Raw genomic sequence first — 16,691 nt, forward strand, 5'->3', positions numbered from 1 at the left:
TTCCTGACTCCGCGTCCGAGGCCGCGACGCCCTGCGCCTATGGTTGCTCCAGCGCTCCTGGAGCCGCCCAGTCGACAGCACAGCCCGCCCTGCCGCTCGCGTAAGGACAGCAAGGACAGCGATGCCCTCCAACACCAACGCCTCTTCCGGTCATAAGTCCGGCAAGAAGAAGGGGCGCCGAGCCCGACTCGTCGTGATCGTCCTGGTCCTGGCCATCGTCGGAGGCATCGGCTTCGGCGCGTACTGGAGCATCAGCACCGTGCGCGCCTCCTTCCCGCAGACCAAGGGAACGATCAAGCTCGACGGACTCGCCGGGAACGTCGAGGTGAAGCGCGACGGGAACGGCATCCCGCAGATCTACGCCGACTCCGACGCCGACCTCTTCATGGCCCAGGGCTTCGTCCAGGCGCAGGACCGCTTCTGGGAGATGGACGTCCGTCGCCATATGACCTCCGGGCGGCTCTCCGAGATGTTCGGCAAGGGCCAGGTCAAGACCGATGAGTTCCTGCGCACCCTCGGCTGGCACCGGGTGGCGAAGAAGGAGTACGACTCCAAGCTCTCCCCGCAGACGAAGAAGTACCTGCAGGCCTACGCCAAGGGAGTCAACGCCTACCTCGACGGCAAGGACGGCAAGGACATCTCCGTCGAGTACGCGGCGCTCGGCTTCACCAACGACTACAAGCCGCAGAAGTGGACCCCGGTCGACTCCGTGGCCTGGCTCAAGGCGATGGCCTGGGACCTGCGCGGCAACATGCAGGACGAGATCGACCGCTCCCTGATGACGAGCCGCCTCGGCCCCTCGCAGATCAAGGACCTGTACCCGGAGTACCCGTACAAGCGGAACAAGCCCGTCGTCCGCGAGGGCGCCTACGACGGCGTCACCGAGGAGTACGACGCCAAGGGCACCGCCACGGGCGCCCAGACCGGTACAGGCGCCCAGACCGGTACGGGCGCCCAGAGCGGTACGGGCGGCACCGCGGGCAGCGGCCTCGCCGGGGGCACCCAGGCGCCCGACGGGATGCAGTCGCAGCTCTCGGGGCTCTCCGACGCCCTGGACGAGGTCCCCGCGATCCTCGGCCCGAACGGCAACGGCATCGGCTCGAACTCCTGGGTCGTCTCCGGCAGCCACACGATCACCGGCAAGCCGCTCCTGGCCAACGACCCGCACCTGGCGCCGCAGCTGCCCTCCGTCTGGTACCAGATGGGCCTGCACTGCCGTTCGGTCTCGGACAAGTGCCAGTACGACGTCTCCGGCTACACCTTCTCCGGCATGCCGGGCGTGGTCATCGGCCACAACAACGACATCGCCTGGGGCATGACGAACCTCGGCGCCGACGTCACAGACCTGTACCTGGAGAAGTTCACCGGGGACGGCTACCAGTACGACGGCAAGGTGCTGCCCTTCACCACCCGCGAGGAGACCATCAAGGTCGCCGGCGGCAAGGACAAGAAGATCACGGTCCGCGGGACCAACAACGGCCCGCTCGTCTCCGACCGCGACGACGAGCTGGTCAAGGTCGGCAAGAAGGCCGGCGTCGACACCGCGGCGCCCGACCGGGGCGACGGCTACGGAGTGGCGCTGCGCTGGACCGCGCTGACCCCCGGCAAGTCCATGGACGCCGTCTTCGAGCTCAACAAGGCGAAGGACTTCACCGAGTTCCGCAAGGCGGCCTCCTCCTTCGAGGTGCCCTCGCAGAACCTGATCTACGCCGACACCAAGGGCAACATCGGCTACCAGGCGCCCGGCAGGATTCCGACGCGCGGCAAGGGCGACGGCTCGCTCCCCGCGCCGGGCTGGGACCCCGACTACCGCTGGGACGGCTACATCCCCCAGGACGCGCTGCCCTACGAGTACAACCCGGAGCGCGGCTACATCGTCACCGCCAACCAGGCCGTGATCGACGACAGCGACAAGGCGAAGTACCCGTACAAGCTCACCTCGGACTGGGGCTACGGAGCGCGCAGCCAGCGGATCGACGACCTCATCAAGGCGAAGATCAAGAACGGCGGCAAGGTCTCCACCGAGGACATGCGCCTCATGCAGACGGACAACAGCAGCGAGATCGCCAAGCTGCTCGTGCCCAAGCTGCTGAAGATCGACATCAAGGACAAGTACGTCCGCGAGGCGCAGAAGCTCCTGGAGGGCTGGGACTACACCCAGGACGCCGACTCGGCGGCCGCCGCGTACTTCAACTCGGTGTGGCGCAACATCCTCAAGCTGGCCATCGGCAACAAGCTCCCCAAGGAGCTGCGCGTCAAGGGCCAGTGCCTGAACGTCGAACCGGCCGGCAACACCGGCCCGGCCGACGAGGGCAAGAAGGTCCGCGAGTGCGGTGAGCGCGACGCCGACTCGGCCCAGCCGGACGGCGGCGACCGCTACTTCGAGGTGATCCGCGAGATCATCGACGACGAGACCAACAGCTGGTGGAAGGCGCCGGCGACCCGCACCGACAAGGAGACCAAGAATCGCGACCAGCTGTTCGAGCGGGCTCTCCACGACGCGCGCTGGGACCTGACGGCCAAGCTCGGCAAGGACATCGACACCTGGAGCTGGGGCCGGCTGCACCGCCTCACGCTGAAGAACCAGACGCTCGGCACCGAAGGCCCCGGCTGGCTGCAGTTCGTGCTCAATCGCGGCCCGTGGAACCTCGGTGGCGGCGAGGCGGCGGTCAACGCCACCGGCTGGAACGCGGCGGGCGGCTACGGCGTCGTCTGGGTGCCCTCGATGCGCATGGTGGTGAACCTCAAGGACCTCGACAAGTCCAAGTGGATCAACCTCACCGGCGCCTCGGGACACGCGTACAACGCGCACTACGACGACCAGACCGACAAGTGGGCCAAGGGCGAACTCCTTCCGTGGCCGCACTCCCGGCAGGCCGTCGAGAAGAGCACGAGCGACAAGCTGGTGCTCCGCCCCTGACCCGGTACACCGGGCGGTGAGGCACCGCATCCGCCGAAAGGGCCCTCCACGCACGTGTGGAGGGCCCTTTCGGCTGCCCGGGGTCGCGCCACGGGCCTCTCACCGGAAGCGGCGTACCCCCGAGGGCGTCACCGCGGCGTGCACGGGGCGGTCGTGCGTCTCCCCGGGGACGTGCGCGACGACCTCGGAGTCGTACAGGAGCACCACGAGGGCGGGATCGGTGGCCGCGCGCTCCAGGCGGGCCAGGACGCGGTCGTACGAGCCGCCGCCGCGCCCGAGCCGGGTGCCGTCCTCGCCGACCGCGAGGCCGGGCAGCAGCACCGCTTCCGCCTCGCGGACGGCGTCGGGGCCCAGCCGCTGCCCCGCGGGCTCCAGGAGCGGCATCTTGCCCTCGTGCGCCACGACGGCCAGGGAGTCCTCGCCGTCGTAGACGGCCCAGTCCAGGTCGTTGTCCGCGAGGAGCACCGGCAGCAGGACGCGCGTCCCGCGCGCGTGCAGGGCGTCGAGCAGTACGCGCGTGCCGGGCTCGCGGCCCACGGACACATAGGCCGCGACCGTCTCGGCCGTCGCCAGTTCGGGAAGCTCCAGCGCGTGCCCGGCGAGAAGCGTGGCCGCCTTCTGCGCGTCATCCTCGGTCAACCCCCGCCTCACCGCGAGGAAGTCCCTGCGCAACCCGCGCTTGGTTGGCTGGCCACCGGCATCGGTCCGGCCGCCGGCGTCGGTTCCGTTCATGGGAAACTCACAAACCCTTCTCAGTGATCGCATATGCCGCTCAAGTATCCGGAACCACAGATTCCGCCCATACCGACCGGATAAGGTGGCGCCATGACTGAGTCTCACCCCCCTCGCGCCAGGATCACCAAGGCGGTCATCCCGGCGGCCGGCCTCGGCACGCGTTTCCTGCCCGCCACCAAGGCGACCCCCAAGGAGATGCTCCCGGTCGTCGACAAGCCGGCGATCCAGTACGTGGTCGAGGAGGCCGTGTCGGCGGGCCTCGATGACGTCCTCATGGTGACGGGCCGCAACAAGCGCCCCCTTGAGGACCACTTCGACCGCAACTACGAACTGGAGTCCGCCCTCCTGAAGAAGGGCGACGAGGACAGGCTGTCCCGGGTCCAGGAGTCCAGCGACCTCGCGACCATGCACTACGTACGCCAGGGCGACCCCAAGGGGCTCGGTCACGCCGTCCTGTGCGCCGCCCCCCACGTCGGTGACGAACCGTTCGCCGTGCTCCTCGGCGACGACCTCATCGACCCGCGCGACCCCCTGCTCGCCCGCATGGTCGAGATCCAGGAGCGCCACGGCGGCAGCGTCATCGCCCTCATGGAGGTGGCCCCCGAGCAGATCCACCTCTACGGCTGCGCGGCCGTCGAGGCCACCGAGGAGGGCGACGTCGTCAAGGTCACCGACCTCGTCGAGAAGCCCGACGCCGCCGACGCCCCCAGCAACTACGCGATCATCGGCCGCTATGTCCTCGACCCCCACGTCTTCGGCGTCCTGCGCGAGACCGAGCCCGGCCGCGGCGGCGAGATCCAGCTCACCGACGCCCTCCAGCAGCTCGCCGCCGACGAGAAGGTGGGCGGCCCCGTGCACGGCGTGGTCTTCGAGGGCCGCCGCTATGACACCGGTGACCGGGGCGACTATCTGCGTGCCATTGTCAGACTCGCGTGCGAGCGTGAAGATCTGGGGCCGGACTTCAAGGCCTGGCTTCGCAGTTACGTCACCGAGGAGATGTAGCACTTGAGCAGCAGCACGACGACACCGACCACCGGTCAGGACGGCCTCTGGTCGGTGGACGAGCACCTGGACGACATTCTCGCGACCGTCCGCCCGCTCGAACCCATCGAGCTCCAACTCCTCGACGCCCAGGGCTGCGTCCTCGTCGAGGACGTGACGGTGCCCGTCGCGCTGCCGCCCTTCGACAACAGCTCCATGGACGGATACGCGGTACGGGTCGCCGACGTCGAGGGCGCCAGCGAGGAGTTCCCCGCCGTGCTGCGCGTCATCGGGGACGTCGCCGCGGGCGCGGGCAAGCAGGTCACCGTCGGCGCGGGCCAGGCCGCCCGCATCATGACCGGCGCCCCGCTGCCTCCCGGCGCCGAGGCCGTCGTGCCCGTCGAGTGGACCGACGGCGGCCTGGGCGAGGGCCCGGCCACCGGCATGCGCGCCCACAGCGCCGCCCCCGAGGGCGCCTCCGGCGAGGTCCAGGTGCACCGCCCCGCCGAGGCACGCGCGCACGTACGCGCGCGGGGCAGCGACGTCCGGGCCGGCGACCGCGCCCTGAGCGCGGGGACGGTCCTCGGACCGCCGCAGATCGCCCTGCTCGCCGCCATCGGGCGCGGCACGGTGAAGGTGCGCCCGCGCCCCCGCGTGGTCGTCATGTCCACCGGCAGCGAGCTGGTCCAGCCCGGCGAGGAGCTCGCCGACGGCCAGATCCACGACTCCAACAGCTTCGCCCTCACCGCCGCCGCACGCGACGCCGGAGCCATCGCCTACCGCGTCGGCGCCGTCGGCGACGACGCCGAGACGCTGCGCTCCACCATCGAGGACCAGCTCATCCGCGCCGACCTCGTCGTCACCACCGGCGGCGTCAGCGTGGGCGCGTACGACGTCGTCAAGGAGGCCCTGACCTCCGTCGGCGACCCGGACGAGGAGAGCGGCATCGGCGCGGGCGGCGGCGTGGAGTTCCGCAGGCTCGCCATGCAGCCCGGCAAGCCGCAGGGCTTCGGCACCATCGGCCCCGACCACACCCCGCTGCTCGCGCTGCCGGGCAACCCCGTCTCCTCGTACGTCTCCTTCGAGGTCTTCGTGCGCCCCGCGATCCGCATGCTCATGGGGCTGCCCGAGGTCAAGCGGGTCTCCGCGCGCGCGGAGCTGGTCTGCGACGAGGCGCTCGGCTCGCCCGCGGGCCGCAGGCAGTTCCTCCGGGGGAGGTACGACGCGGAGGCGGGCCGTGTGGAGCCCGTCGGCGGCCCGGGATCGCATCTGATCGCCGCGCTCGCCCACGCGAACGCGCTGATCGTCCTCCCCGAGGACACCACGTCGGTGGAGCCGGGAGCGGACGTCGAGGTGGTCCTGCTCGGCTGAGACGGCCCTCAGCGGGGTACCGTGTCGCGCACAACAGGCCCGCGCGCGCCGCATCGCGCGGGGCCCGGACCGGGAGCGCCACAGCACATGACCGCGATTTCCCGGGGGGACACCCCCGGACCCTCTGAGCAGCAGCGGCTGACGCACATCGACGAGGCGGGCGCGGCCCGCATGGTCGACGTGTCGGCCAAGGACGTGACCGCGCGCACGGCTCGCGCGAGCGGACGCGTCCTGGTGTCGCCGCGGGTGATCGAGTTGCTGCGCGGCGAGGGCGTCCCCAAGGGCGACGCCCTCGCGACCGCGCGGCTCGCCGGGATCATGGGCGCCAAGCGCACCCCCGACCTGATCCCGCTCTGCCATCCACTGGCCGTCTCCGGAGTGAAGCTCGACCTCCACGTGGCGGACGACGCCGTCGAGATCCTGGCCACGGTGAAGACGACGGACCGCACCGGGGTCGAGATGGAGGCCCTCACCGCGGTGAGCGTCGCCGCCCTCACGGTGGTCGACATGGTGAAGGCCGTGGACAAGGGCGCCGTCATCACGGACGTACGCGTCGAGGAGAAGACCGGCGGCAAGTCGGGGACGTGGCACCGCGAAGGGGCGCAGGCGTGAGCGCGGAAGAGGGCCACGCACGCGTGGAGCACGATCCCACGCCGGCTCCGGGCGGTGCGCCCGGCACGGAGGAAGCCCCCGGGCGGGACCGGGAACTGATCGACTCCCTGGGCGAGGAGCCGGGAGCCGCCCGGCGGCCGCAGCCGGGTGAGACGTCGCCGCCGGCCCCGCAGGCCCCCCGGTCGCCGCAGCCCCGGGACACGCCGCTCGGCGACGCGTCGCCCGCCGCGTACAGGGCGCTCGTCGTCACCGCGTCCAACCGCGCCGCCGCCGGCGTCTACCCCGACCGGGGCGGCCCGATCCTCGCCGAGGGGCTCGCCGCCCTCGGGTTCGCCGTGGACGGCCCCCAGGTCGTGCCCGACGGCAACCCCGTCGAGCAGGCCCTGCGCGCCGCCGCCGACGCGGGCTACGACGTCGTCCTCACCACCGGCGGCACCGGCATCTCGCCCACCGACCGCACCCCGGAGGCCACCCGCGCCGTCATCGGCCACGAGGTGCCCGGCATCGCGGAGGCCATCCGCGCGTACGGCAGGGACAAGGTCCCCACGGCCGTGCTCTCCCGCGGCGTCGCCGGAGTGGCGGGCCGCACGCTCATCGTGAACCTGCCGGGCTCCACGGGAGGCGTACGCGACGGGCTCGCCGTCCTTGAGCCGCTCCTGAAGCACGCCGTGGACCAGTTGCGCGGCGGTGACCACCCCGGTCCGGCAGGGGGTGCGAGCTGAACAGCCCTTCCTGGCCCGTCGACCTGACGGACGGTGACGTCACGCTGCGCCCGATAAAGATGCGGGACCAGCGCGCCTGGCGCGACGTCAACCGGCGTAACCGCGACTGGCTGCGCCCCTGGGAGGCCACGATCCCGCCGCCCACGCCCAGCGGCCCGATCGTGCACCGGCCCACCTACCGGCAGATGGTCCGCCACCTGCGGGGGGAGGCCAACGCGGGCCGGATGCTGCCCTTCGTCATTGAGTACCAGGGCCGCCTCGTCGGCCAGCTCACGGTCGCCGGGATCACCTGGGGCTCCATGTGCTCGGGCCACATCGGCTACTGGGTGGACGAGTCCGTCGCGGGGCGCGGTGTCATGCCGACCGCCGTCGCGCTCGCCGTCGACCACTGCTTCCGCTCGGTGGGTCTGCACCGTATCGAGGTCTGTATTCGCCCCGAGAACACGCCGAGCCGACGGGTCGTGGAGAAACTCGGATTCCGCGAAGAGGGCATGCGTCCGCGCTATCTGCACATCGACGGCGCCTGGCGCGATCACCTGGTCTTCGCGCTCACCGTCGAAGAGGTCCCCGAAGGGCTGCTGCGCCGCTGGCACCGCGCGCGACCTCGGAACACCGCTTAGCCGGTGCCGACCGGCCGCGACCAGCCGCGACCGGCACAGGAAATGAAATGTACGTTCGAATTAGTGTGGCAGCCGTCTACGGGCGACCGTGCGTAAGCGGTCCGAAAATGTCTTGTCCGGCGCACTCCGAGGCATTAATTCGCCGCCCTCTGTGATCTGTTGATCACATCAGTCGCAAAAAAAGGTCGAGATATCAGCCAGATCGTGCGACACACCGGCCCAATTGGCGGATGGCCCCAGCGAAACCCCTCTACCGTGTGAGCGTGAGCAGCAGCGGCCTCATCTACGCAGTCATCGTCGGGGCCTGGGCCGCCTACTTGGTGCCGATGTGGCTCCGTAGGCAGGACGAGCTGAACGAAGCCCGTCCGACGGAACGCTTCAGCACCGCCATCCGGCTGCTGTCCGGACGGGCGGGGATGGAGCGCCGGTACGCCAAGGACCTGCAAGCCCGCTCGCCCGAAGAGGGAGAGAGCCGTGGCGAACCGGACGTGATCACCGGCTCGGTGGACGTCCGGTCCTTCGCCGTGCCTCCGCGGGGGGAGCCCGACAAGGGCCGTTCCGACGCGCCCGCCGGGCGGCCGGAGGTCCCGGCGGCCCGCTCCGAGGCCCCGCCCGACGCTCGCCCCGAAGGCGCTCGCCCCGAAGGCGCACGTCCCGAAGGCGCACGCCCTCAAGACGCACGCCCCGAACCGGAGCGCGACCGCTCCCGCCGCCCGAAGGTCTCGCCCGCCCGGCGCGCCGCGTCGGCGGAGGCCGCCGCGCGCGCCCGGCGCTCGAAGGTCCTCGCCAGGCGCCGGCGTACGACGGTGCTGCTCTTCCTCGCCTTCACGGCCGGCGCGGTCGTCGCCGCCGTCGGCGGCCTTGCCTTCCTGTGGGCGCCCGGAGCGCCCGCCCTGCTCCTGAGCGCCTACATCGTCTACCTGCGCGGCCAGGAGCGGAAGCGCTTCACCTACGTCATGGACCGCCGCCGGGCCGAGGCCGCGGCGCAGCGGCTGCGCGAGCGGCAGCCGCACCGCGGCACCGCGGGCGCGGGGCACGTCACCGACGAGGCGGAGGAGGGCGCGGCGCCGGGGGCCGGGGCCGGCCTGTCGGCCCTCGCCGCCGACCGCCGTGCCCTCGTCGAGCAGACCGACCACGCCGAGTGGGTCGACCAGCAGCGCGAGCGGCAGCGCGGCCCCGGCCGCGGCGAGAGCTGGGACCCGGTCCCCGTGCCCCTGCCCACGTACGTCACCGCGCCGGTCGCCCCGCGCGCCACCGGCGGCGTCGACCTGGGCGCGCCCGACACCTGGAGCTCGGCGCGGTCCGGCCCGGCCGAGCGCGCCGCCGACGAGCCGCAGCGGCGTGCCGCCGATGCCGGGGGCGCCGGCGCCGGTGCCCCCGAGGGCGCCGAGGGCACGGAGGCCACCGGAGGGCGCAGCGACAAGCGCAGGGCCGCGTCCGCGCGGCGGGCCCGCGAGCGTGGCCGCACGCCGCTCTTCGACCAGTACGAGGACGGCGAGAGGCCGCGCGCCGCCAACGAGTGAGGCGCCGGCCGGTCCCCCCGGGCTGACCAGCCAGGAGCGGATTTTTGAACACCCCGTTCGGGGTGCTAGAGTTTCACTCGTTGCAAGGGCCTGTGGCGCAGTCTGGTAGCGCACCTCGTTCGCATCGAGGGGGTCTGGGGTTCAAATCCCCACAGGTCCACTGCACATGAGATCCCGCCCGGTTCATCGAACCGGGCGGGATCTTTGCGTTGCCCCCGTGCGTTCTCCGGTTACAGCAGCTTCTCGTAGCAGAGGCTCAGGTCGTCGAAGCGGTAGTGGCCGAACTTGCTGGGGGCGGGGGTGTAGCCGGTGGAGGTGTAGAGGGATATCGCCTCGGGCTGCTTCGTGCCCGTCTCCAGGACCATGCGGGTGCGGCCGGCTGCCTTCGCGTCCTGTTCGAGGACGGCCAGGATGCGGCGCGCGAGGCCGAGGCCGCGGGCCTCCGGTGTGACGTACATCCGCTTCAGTTCCGCGTCGCCGTCGGAGTAGCCCTCGCCGTCCGCGTCCATCGAGCGCCAGCCGCCGGTGGCCAGCGGGGTGCCACTCTCGTCGTACGCGATGAGGTACAGCCCGCGGGGCGGCTCGAACATGGACGGGTCGAGGAACGTGACGTCGCCCTCGTCACCGTAGCGCTCCGCATATTCGAGCTGGACGCGGTCGTTGAGCGCCACGGCGTCGGGGTGCGCGAAGGTGACCGTGCGCAGGTGGACAGCGGGTGCGGCGGGGGCCGTCGCAGCCTGGGCGTCTTGGATAGTCATGCGAGGTATCGTACTTCTATGCGACGTTAAGGGGAATCAGTAATCCAGTGTGCCGGTCGGTGCCGCGATGCCGTATGGCAGCCTGACCTCTGGCCCCAGGACGGAAGAGGCCGAGGAGAGTAGGCGAGTGGTGTGCTGACAGTGACCTCTGTGAATGTGAACGGCCTGCGTGCCGCGGCCAAGAAGGGCTTCGTCGAGTGGCTCGCCGAGACCTCCGCCGACGTGCTGTGCCTGCAAGAGGTGCGCGCCGAGCCGCAGCAGCTCCCCGAGGGCGTCCGTGAGCCCGAGGGCTGGCACGTCGTGCACGCGCCCGCCGCGGCGAAGGGGCGGGCCGGGGTCTCCCTGTACACGCGCCGCGAGCCGGACCGGGTGCGGGTCGGCTTCGGCTCGGCGGAGTTCGACGGCAGCGGCCGGTACGTGGAGGCGGACCTGCCGGGCGTCACCGTCGCCAGCCTGTATCTGCCCTCCGGCGAGGTCGGCACCGAGCGGCAGGACGAGAAGGTCCGGTTCATGGCGGAGTTCCTCGTGTACCTGAAGGAGCTGAAGGCGCGGGCCGCGGCCGAGGGGCGCCACGTCGTCGTCTGCGGCGACTGGAACATCGCCCACCAGGAGGCCGACCTCAAGAACTGGAAGGGCAACAAGAAGAACTCCGGCTTCCTGCCCGAGGAGCGCGCCTGGCTGAGCGAGGTCTTCGAGGAGTACGTGGACGTCGTCAGGGAGCAGCATCCCGGCGTCGAGGGCCCCTACTCCTGGTGGTCCTACCGCGGGCGCGCCTTTGACAATGACACGGGATGGCGGATCGACTACCACGTCGCCACGGAGGGCCTCGCCGGGCGCGCGGTCAAGGCGTATGTGGAGCGGGCCGCGACGCACGGCGAGCGGTGGAGTGACCATGCGCCCGTGACGGTGGTCTACGACCTGTAGCGGGCCCTTCTCCCGCGTGCCGCCCGCGGCGGATGCGGCGCGCGGTCATAAAGTCCGGCAGAGGGCTGTCCCGGGTCCTCGGGGCATGGCAGATTGCGGTCGCGTCATGCCCAACTGCCGAGGGTTCGGGGGGGCTTCATGTCCGTCGTGTCGTCGAAGGCCGCCGCGTCGAAGGCCGCCGCGGTGGGAGCCGCAGCGCGGGAGGGCGCCACGCCGTCCCGGCGGGCCCTGCTGCTGGGTGCGGCGGGCGCGGGGGCCGTGGCCGCGCTGGGGAGCGCGGAGGCGCGCGGCGCGGGCGGCGAGCCCGCTGCCACGCCGCCCGTGCTCCTCACCGACCAGGCGACCAGGCGGCTCCTCGTCCTCGACCCCCGGCGGCGCGTCTGGGACCCGGCCGCCGACCCCTCCGTCGTGCGGTGGCAGTTCTCGCCGCTGAAGGGCCCGGACTACGCGGACCTCGCGCCGGACGTGAGCTGGGTCTATCCGAACGAGTCGAAGGTGCGGACGCACCGGCGGCGCACCTACGTCCTGACGACGGCGTCGTTCGGCTTCGCGGCCGTCGTCGCGTACCCCTCGGGCGAGCGGTACTGGGGCGCGGCGCTCGGGCCCGGCGACGACCTCTTCAATCCGCACAGCGCCGAGATCCTGCCCGACGGCAACGTGGCCGTCGCGTGCAGCACGGGCGCGCTCGTACGGCTGTACGCGGCTTCGCAGGGGCCGCGGGCCACGCGGTACGCCGAGGCGGTGCTCAAGGGCGCGCACGGGCTGCACTGGGACGGTGCCCGGCGCGTGCTGTGGGCGCTCGGCGACGACGAGCTGGTGACGTACGAGGTGGGCGGGGTCCCGGCGCGGCCCGCTCTGCGGCGGACCTCGGCGGTCGGGCTGCCGGTGGGGACGCCGGGCAGGACGCCCGGCGGGCACGACCTCTTCCCGGTGGCGCGGCGGCCGGGGCGGCTCTGGGTGACGACGAACGCGGCGGTGTTCCAGTACGACACGGCCCGTGGCGTCTTCGTGCGGGACTTCGCGGGTGCCGAGCTGATCTCCCGCAAGTCGGTGAAGTGCGTCGGTGACGATCCGCGCACCGGGCAGGTCGTGACCGCGGTGCCCGAGAGCGGGCTCGACGAGACGTGGTGGACGACGACGGTGAGCGTCCACCGCCCCGAGAGCCGTTACAAGCTGGTGGACGGCGGCATCTACAAGGCCCGCTGGTGGCTGCCCCGGTGAGGTCCCGCGAGGGCTAGGGCTGCTGGAGGCGGCGGTCGAGTGCCATCGAGAGTTCCGCCTCCACCACGCTCTTGGCCAGGGGGCGGAGCTGTTCGACGTCCGTCTCCGCGGTGTCGGGGGCGTGGGCGCGCAGGACGGTGATGAACAGGTCGGCGAGCGCGTCGGCGTGCGCGCGGACGCGCTGCCCCGCCTCCAGGACCGCGGCCAGGGGGACGCCCTTGCGCACCAGGGTGGAGGAGGCGTCGAGGAGGCGGCGGCTGATGTGGACCAGCTCGTCGCCGTCGGTGCCGAGGTAGCCGAGGTCGAGGGCGGCGACGAGGTTCTCCGGGGTCACCTCGCCCGCGAAGTGGTCGGCGAGTTCCTCGGGGGTGAGGCGGACCGGCTGCTCCTCGGTGGGGCGGCCGATGCCGAGGAGTTCGCCGACGTCGCGGCCCTTGTCGAAGGCGTCGGAGAGTTCGGCGATGCCGTTGAGGGTGTGGCCGCGCTCCAGGAGGGCGGCGATCGTGCGGAGCCTTGCCAGGTGGTGCTCGTCGTACCAGGCGATGCGGCCCTCGCGGCGGGGTGGCGGGATCAGGCCGCGCTCGCGGTAGAAGCGGACGGTGCGCACGGTGATGCCGGCCGCCTCGGCCAGCTCGGCCATGCGGTACTCCCGTACGTCCCCTGATCCGTTCTCTTGTTCGTCTGCCACGGGGGAAGCCTAGGGCGTACCGCAGGTAACTTTCCCGTCCCAACCCCTACCCATGAGTACGGCGGTGTTCTACTCTCCCCATTGCGCCAGTGATTACTGGCGGAGTCGGGTACTTCGGGAGGCGGCGGCATGGCCGAGCACGAGCGTGGCCCTGAGCAGGGGCGCGAGCGCGAGCACGTACGGGTGGCGGTGATCGGGTCCGGCTTCGGCGGCCTCGGGGCGGCCGTCCGGCTGCGGCGCGAGGGCATCACCGACTTCGTCGTCCTGGAGCGGGCGGGCTCGGTGGGCGGCACCTGGCGGGACAACAGCTACCCCGGCTGCGCCTGCGACGTGCCCTCGCACCTCTACTCCTTCTCCTTCGCCCCCAACCCCGAGTGGCCGCGCACCTTCTCCGGCCAGGGCCGCATCCAGGAGTATCTGGAGGGCGTCGCCGACACCTTCGGGCTGCGCCCGCACATCCGCCTCCACACCGAGGTGGAGCTGGTGCGCTGGGACGCCGAGCGGCTGCGCTGGGAGATCGGGACCAGTGGCGGCGGGTCCCTGACCGCCGACGTCGTCGTCTCGGCCACGGGCCCGCTCTCCGACCCCAAAACCCCGGACATCCCCGGCCTCGACACCTTCCCCGGCAAGGTCTTCCACTCCGCCCGCTGGGACCACGACTACGACCTGACCGGCAAGCGCGTGGCGATGATCGGCACCGGCGCCTCCGCCATCCAGATCGTGCCCGCCATCCAGGAGCGGGTCGGCAGGCTGACCCTCTTCCAGCGCACGCCCCCCTGGGTGATGCCGCGCGCCGACCGCGCCATCACCGGGGCCGAGCGCTGGCTGCACCGGAAGCTGCCGTTCACCACCCAGGCGCGGCGCGGCATCCTGTGGGGGATCAGGGAACTGCAGGTCCAGGCGTTCACCAAGCGGCCGGACGAGCTGGGCCTGGTCGAGCACCTCGCCAAGCGGAACATGTACCGGGCGATCAAGGACCCGGCGCTGCGGCGGAAACTGACGCCCACGTACCGCATCGGCTGCAAGCGCATCCTGCTGTCGAACACCTACTACCCGGCCCTCGCGCGGCCCCACGTCGACGTCGTCGCCAGCGGCCTCGCCGAGGTGCGCGGGAACACCCTGGTCGGTGCCGACGGCACGGAGACCGAGGCCGACGCGATCATCTTCGGCACCGGCTTCCACGTGACGGACATGCCGATCGCCGACCGGGTGGTGGGCGACGAGGGGCTCACGCTCATGGAGACCTGGAAGGACGGCATGAACGCGCTGCGCGGCGCGACGGCCGCCGGGTTCCCCAACTGGATGACGATCATCGGCCCGAACACCGGCCTCGGGAACTCCTCCATGATCCTGATGATCGAGTCCCAGCTGAACTACATGGCGGACTACCTGCGGCAGCTCGACGTGCTCGGTGGCCGCGCCGCGCTCGCGGCGAGGCCGGAGGCCGTGCGCGCCTGGAACGTCCGGGTGCAGGAGCGGATGAAGCGCACGGTGTGGAACACCGGCGGCTGCAACAGCTGGTACCTCGACGAGAACGGCGTCAACACGACCGTGTGGCCGGGCACGACCACCGAGTTCAGGGCGGCGACACGGCGCGTGGACCTCTCCGAGTACGAGGTGCTGCGCCCCGCGAGGCCACCGGTCGCGATGGCCGGCGGCTCCCGTGACGTGCGGGCGGGGGCCCAGGCGTGAGCCGGCTGACCCGCGACCTGAGCGGACCGCGCGCGCCGCACGCCGCGGGGCGCGAGGTGACCGCGGTCTCCGCCGACGGGGCCCGCATCCACGTCGAGGTGTCCGGGGCGGACGGCGCGCCCGCCGTGGTGCTCGCGCACGGCTGGACCTGCTCGACGCTCTTCTGGGACGCGCAGATACGCGCACTCGCGGCCGACCACCGGGTCATCGTCTACGACCAGCGGGGGCACGGGCGCAGCGCGGCGCCCCTGGACCCCGACGGCTACAGCACGCGGGCGCTCGCCGACGACCTCGAAGCGGTCCTCGCGGCGACGCTGGCGCCGGGCGAGAAGGCGGTGCTCGTCGGGCACTCGATGGGCGGCATGACGATCATGGCCGCGGGGGACCGTCCGGGGTTCCGTGAGCACGCGGCGGCCGTTCTGCTGTGCAGCACCGGCAGTTCGGGCCTGGTCGACGAGTCGCGGGTGGTGCCGCTGCGGGCCGGGCGGCTGCGGACCCGCATCACCCGTTCCGTACTGGGCTCACGGGCGCCGCTCGGCCCCGTCACGCCGCTCGCCAGGCGCATCCTGCGGTACGGGACGATGGGCCCCGGCGCGGCGCCGGACAGGGTCGAGGCGTGCGCGCGGATCGTGCACGCCTGCCCGCGGGCCGTGCGGCACGGCTGGTCCCACGTACTGGCCACCCTGCAACTCGACGTCGAGGTGGGGGCCTTGCGGGTGCCCACCGCCGTCGTCGCCGGACTCGCCGACCGGCTCACGCCCGTGGTGCACGCGCGGCGGCTCGCGGAGGCGCTGCCGGAGTGCGTGGGGCTCACGGAGCTGGCCGGGGTCGGGCACATGACGCCCGTGGAGGCGCCCGAGGCGGTCAACGGGCGCATCGGAGAACTCGTCACGACGTACGTACAGGCGCAGTCCGTACAAGCGCAGTCCGTACAAGCGCAGTCCGTGCAGGAGAGGTCCGTGCAGGAGAAGTCCGTACGGATGAAGGAGGGCGCATGAGCAGGGTCAGCCTTGAGGGGCAGGTCGCGGTCGTCACGGGCGCGGCGCGCGGAGTCGGTGAACTGCTCGCGCGCAAGCTGTCGGCGCGCGGGGCCAGGGTCGCCCTCGTCGGCCTGGAGCCGGACGAGCTGAAGCAGGTGTCGGAGCGGCTGCACACCGAGTCCGCCCACTGGTACGCGGACGTCACCGACCACGCGGCGATGACGCGGGTCGCGCAAGAGGTCAAGGAGCGCTTCGGCAAGGTCGACATCGTCGTCGCCAACGCGGGCGTCGCGGGCGGCGGCCCCTTCGCCGACTCCGACCCGGACGCCTGGCGGCGGGTCATCGAGGTGAACCTCATCGGCTCCGCGGTGACGGGGCGCGCCTTCCTGCCCGTCCTGATGGAGAGCCGCGGCTACCTGCTCCAGATCGCCTCGCTCGCCGCGATCACCCCGGCGCCGATGATGACGGCGTACTGCGCGTCGAAGTCGGGCGTCGAGGCGTACGCGCACGCGCTGCGGGCCGAGGTCGGCCACAAGGGCGTCAAGGTCGGCGTCGGCTATCTGTCCTGGACCGACACGGACATGGTGCGGGGCGCCGACCAGGACGACGTGATGCGGGAGTTGCGGCAGCGGCTGCCGTGGCCGTCCAACAAGACGTATCCGCTGGGTCCCGCGGTCGACCGCATCGTGGCCGGCGTCGAGCGGCGCTCCAGCCATGTGTACGCGCAGTGGTGGCTGCGGGGCATGCAGGGTGTCCGCGGCTATCTGCCCTCCATCATCGGGACGGTGGGGCAGCGTGAGATGCGGCGTTTCGAGCCGCGGCTCAAGGGCGTCCCGAAGGGCCTGGTCGGAGCGGGCGGTTCCGCGGACGAGACGGCGCGCGCCGCGCGGTGATCCGTCCCGGAACGGAACAGGAGGCCCCCGGCGTCCCGGGGGCCTCCTGCG

The 16,691-nt window shown here is 72.1% G+C and carries 15 protein-coding genes and 1 tRNA gene; 13 read left to right on the forward strand and 3 right to left on the reverse strand.

Annotated elements, in window-relative coordinates; genetic code table 11:
• Nucleotides 1-121: 121 nt before the first annotated feature.
• Entirely contained in the window at nucleotides 122-2,920 is a 2,799-nt protein-coding gene (locus AB0I16_RS17955) for a penicillin acylase family protein (RefSeq protein WP_363250354.1), read from the forward strand.
• Between the two features lie 99 nt (nucleotides 2,921-3,019).
• Here the strand turns inward: AB0I16_RS17955 and AB0I16_RS17960 are convergent, their stop codons facing one another.
• Entirely contained in the window at nucleotides 3,020-3,652 is a 633-nt protein-coding gene (locus AB0I16_RS17960; protein ID WP_363250355.1) for a 5-formyltetrahydrofolate cyclo-ligase, read from the reverse strand.
• Nucleotides 3,653-3,745: 93 nt separating this feature from the next.
• Between AB0I16_RS17960 and galU the strand changes: the two genes are divergently transcribed.
• The 7 genes from galU to AB0I16_RS17995 all read left to right on the forward strand — a co-directional run bounded on the left by galU (nucleotide 3,746) and on the right by AB0I16_RS17995 (nucleotide 9,644).
• Nucleotides 3,746-4,657: a UTP--glucose-1-phosphate uridylyltransferase GalU gene (gene galU / locus AB0I16_RS17965; RefSeq protein WP_363250356.1), complete on the forward strand. Its 912-nt coding sequence runs from the start codon at nucleotides 3,746-3,748 to the stop codon at nucleotides 4,655-4,657.
• 3 nt (nucleotides 4,658-4,660) lie between these two features.
• Complete coding sequence (gene glp / locus AB0I16_RS17970; RefSeq protein WP_363250357.1) at nucleotides 4,661-6,007, forward strand: gephyrin-like molybdotransferase Glp; 1,347 nt, start codon at nucleotides 4,661-4,663, stop codon at nucleotides 6,005-6,007.
• 87 nt (nucleotides 6,008-6,094) lie between these two features.
• Nucleotides 6,095-6,619: a cyclic pyranopterin monophosphate synthase MoaC gene (gene moaC / locus AB0I16_RS17975; protein ID WP_363250358.1), complete on the forward strand. Its 525-nt coding sequence runs from the start codon at nucleotides 6,095-6,097 to the stop codon at nucleotides 6,617-6,619.
• A gap of 98 nt (nucleotides 6,620-6,717) precedes the next feature.
• A complete protein-coding gene (locus tag AB0I16_RS17980; RefSeq protein ID WP_363250446.1) occupies nucleotides 6,718-7,341 on the forward strand; it encodes a MogA/MoaB family molybdenum cofactor biosynthesis protein in 624 nt (207 codons plus the stop codon).
• A complete protein-coding gene (locus tag AB0I16_RS17985) occupies nucleotides 7,338-7,961 on the forward strand; it encodes a GNAT family protein (RefSeq protein ID WP_363250447.1) in 624 nt (207 codons plus the stop codon). Before AB0I16_RS17980 ends, AB0I16_RS17985 begins: the two co-directional genes overlap by 4 nt.
• Nucleotides 7,962-8,224: 263 nt before the next feature.
• Nucleotides 8,225-9,484 carry a gephyrin-like molybdotransferase receptor GlpR gene (glpR, locus tag AB0I16_RS17990; RefSeq protein ID WP_363250359.1) on the forward strand — a complete coding sequence of 420 codons (1,260 nt, stop codon included), beginning with the start codon at nucleotides 8,225-8,227 and terminating at the stop codon, nucleotides 9,482-9,484.
• An 86-nt stretch (nucleotides 9,485-9,570) separates the two neighbouring features.
• A tRNA-Ala gene (locus AB0I16_RS17995) sits at nucleotides 9,571-9,644 on the forward strand.
• A 70-nt stretch (nucleotides 9,645-9,714) separates the two neighbouring features.
• On the opposite strand, the gene AB0I16_RS18000 is transcribed toward AB0I16_RS17995, so the two are convergent.
• Nucleotides 9,715-10,242, reverse strand: a complete 528-nt coding sequence (locus AB0I16_RS18000; RefSeq protein ID WP_363250360.1) for a GNAT family N-acetyltransferase — start codon at nucleotides 10,240-10,242, stop codon at nucleotides 9,715-9,717.
• 132 nt (nucleotides 10,243-10,374) lie between these two features.
• Between AB0I16_RS18000 and AB0I16_RS18005 the strand changes: the two genes are divergently transcribed.
• The gene (locus AB0I16_RS18005) at nucleotides 10,375-11,166 is read left to right on the forward strand and encodes an exodeoxyribonuclease III (RefSeq protein WP_363250361.1); all 792 of its coding nucleotides are present in this window, start codon (nucleotides 10,375-10,377) and stop codon (nucleotides 11,164-11,166) included.
• Between the two features lie 138 nt (nucleotides 11,167-11,304).
• Nucleotides 11,305-12,387 (forward strand): DUF6528 family protein, encoded by a 1,083-nt coding sequence (locus AB0I16_RS18010; RefSeq protein WP_363250362.1) that lies wholly within the window; start codon nucleotides 11,305-11,307, stop codon nucleotides 12,385-12,387.
• A gap of 13 nt (nucleotides 12,388-12,400) precedes the next feature.
• Here AB0I16_RS18010 and AB0I16_RS18015 read toward each other — a convergent pair whose 3' ends face one another.
• Nucleotides 12,401-13,027 carry a MerR family transcriptional regulator gene (locus tag AB0I16_RS18015; RefSeq protein WP_363250448.1) on the reverse strand — a complete coding sequence of 209 codons (627 nt, stop codon included), beginning with the start codon at nucleotides 13,025-13,027 and terminating at the stop codon, nucleotides 12,401-12,403.
• A gap of 177 nt (nucleotides 13,028-13,204) precedes the next feature.
• Here AB0I16_RS18015 and AB0I16_RS18020 point away from each other — a divergent pair, with 177 nt between their 5' ends.
• Genes AB0I16_RS18020 through AB0I16_RS18030 form a run of 3 tightly spaced genes read left to right on the forward strand, consistent with a single transcriptional unit; the run spans nucleotide 13,205 to nucleotide 16,640 of the window.
• Nucleotides 13,205-14,767, forward strand: a complete 1,563-nt coding sequence (locus tag AB0I16_RS18020) for an NAD(P)/FAD-dependent oxidoreductase (protein WP_363250363.1) — start codon at nucleotides 13,205-13,207, stop codon at nucleotides 14,765-14,767.
• Complete coding sequence (locus tag AB0I16_RS18025) at nucleotides 14,764-15,765, forward strand: alpha/beta hydrolase (protein ID WP_363250364.1); 1,002 nt, start codon at nucleotides 14,764-14,766, stop codon at nucleotides 15,763-15,765. Before AB0I16_RS18020 ends, AB0I16_RS18025 begins: the two co-directional genes overlap by 4 nt.
• The gene (locus AB0I16_RS18030) at nucleotides 15,762-16,640 is read left to right on the forward strand and encodes an SDR family oxidoreductase (RefSeq protein ID WP_363250365.1); all 879 of its coding nucleotides are present in this window, start codon (nucleotides 15,762-15,764) and stop codon (nucleotides 16,638-16,640) included. Before AB0I16_RS18025 ends, AB0I16_RS18030 begins: the two co-directional genes overlap by 4 nt.
• Nucleotides 16,641-16,691 lie beyond the last annotated feature (51 nt).

It is taken from the genome of Streptomyces sp. NPDC050703, assembly GCF_040654435.1.
Lineage (GTDB): Bacteria > Actinomycetota > Actinomycetes > Streptomycetales > Streptomycetaceae > Streptomyces.

What these genes read in the sequence shown, in the direction of transcription:
- AB0I16_RS18030 (WP_363250365.1), top strand. Translation starts at nt 15,762, where the DNA reads ATGAGCAGGGTCAGCCTTGAGGGGCAGGTCGCGGTCGTCACGGGCGCG.
- AB0I16_RS18020 (WP_363250363.1), top strand. Translation starts at nt 13,205, where the DNA reads ATGGCCGAGCACGAGCGTGGCCCTGAGCAGGGGCGCGAGCGCGAGCAC.
- AB0I16_RS18015 (WP_363250448.1), bottom strand. Translation starts at nt 13,027, where the DNA reads ATGGCCGAGCTGGCCGAGGCGGCCGGCATCACCGTGCGCACCGTCCGC.
- galU (WP_363250356.1), top strand. Translation starts at nt 3,746, where the DNA reads ATGACTGAGTCTCACCCCCCTCGCGCCAGGATCACCAAGGCGGTCATC.
- AB0I16_RS18010 (WP_363250362.1), top strand. Translation starts at nt 11,305, where the DNA reads ATGTCCGTCGTGTCGTCGAAGGCCGCCGCGTCGAAGGCCGCCGCGGTG.
- AB0I16_RS17955 (WP_363250354.1), top strand. Translation starts at nt 122, where the DNA reads ATGCCCTCCAACACCAACGCCTCTTCCGGTCATAAGTCCGGCAAGAAG.
- AB0I16_RS18000 (WP_363250360.1), bottom strand. Translation starts at nt 10,242, where the DNA reads ATGACTATCCAAGACGCCCAGGCTGCGACGGCCCCCGCCGCACCCGCT.
- AB0I16_RS17960 (WP_363250355.1), bottom strand. Translation starts at nt 3,652, where the DNA reads ATGAACGGAACCGACGCCGGCGGCCGGACCGATGCCGGTGGCCAGCCA.
- moaC (WP_363250358.1), top strand. Translation starts at nt 6,095, where the DNA reads ATGACCGCGATTTCCCGGGGGGACACCCCCGGACCCTCTGAGCAGCAG.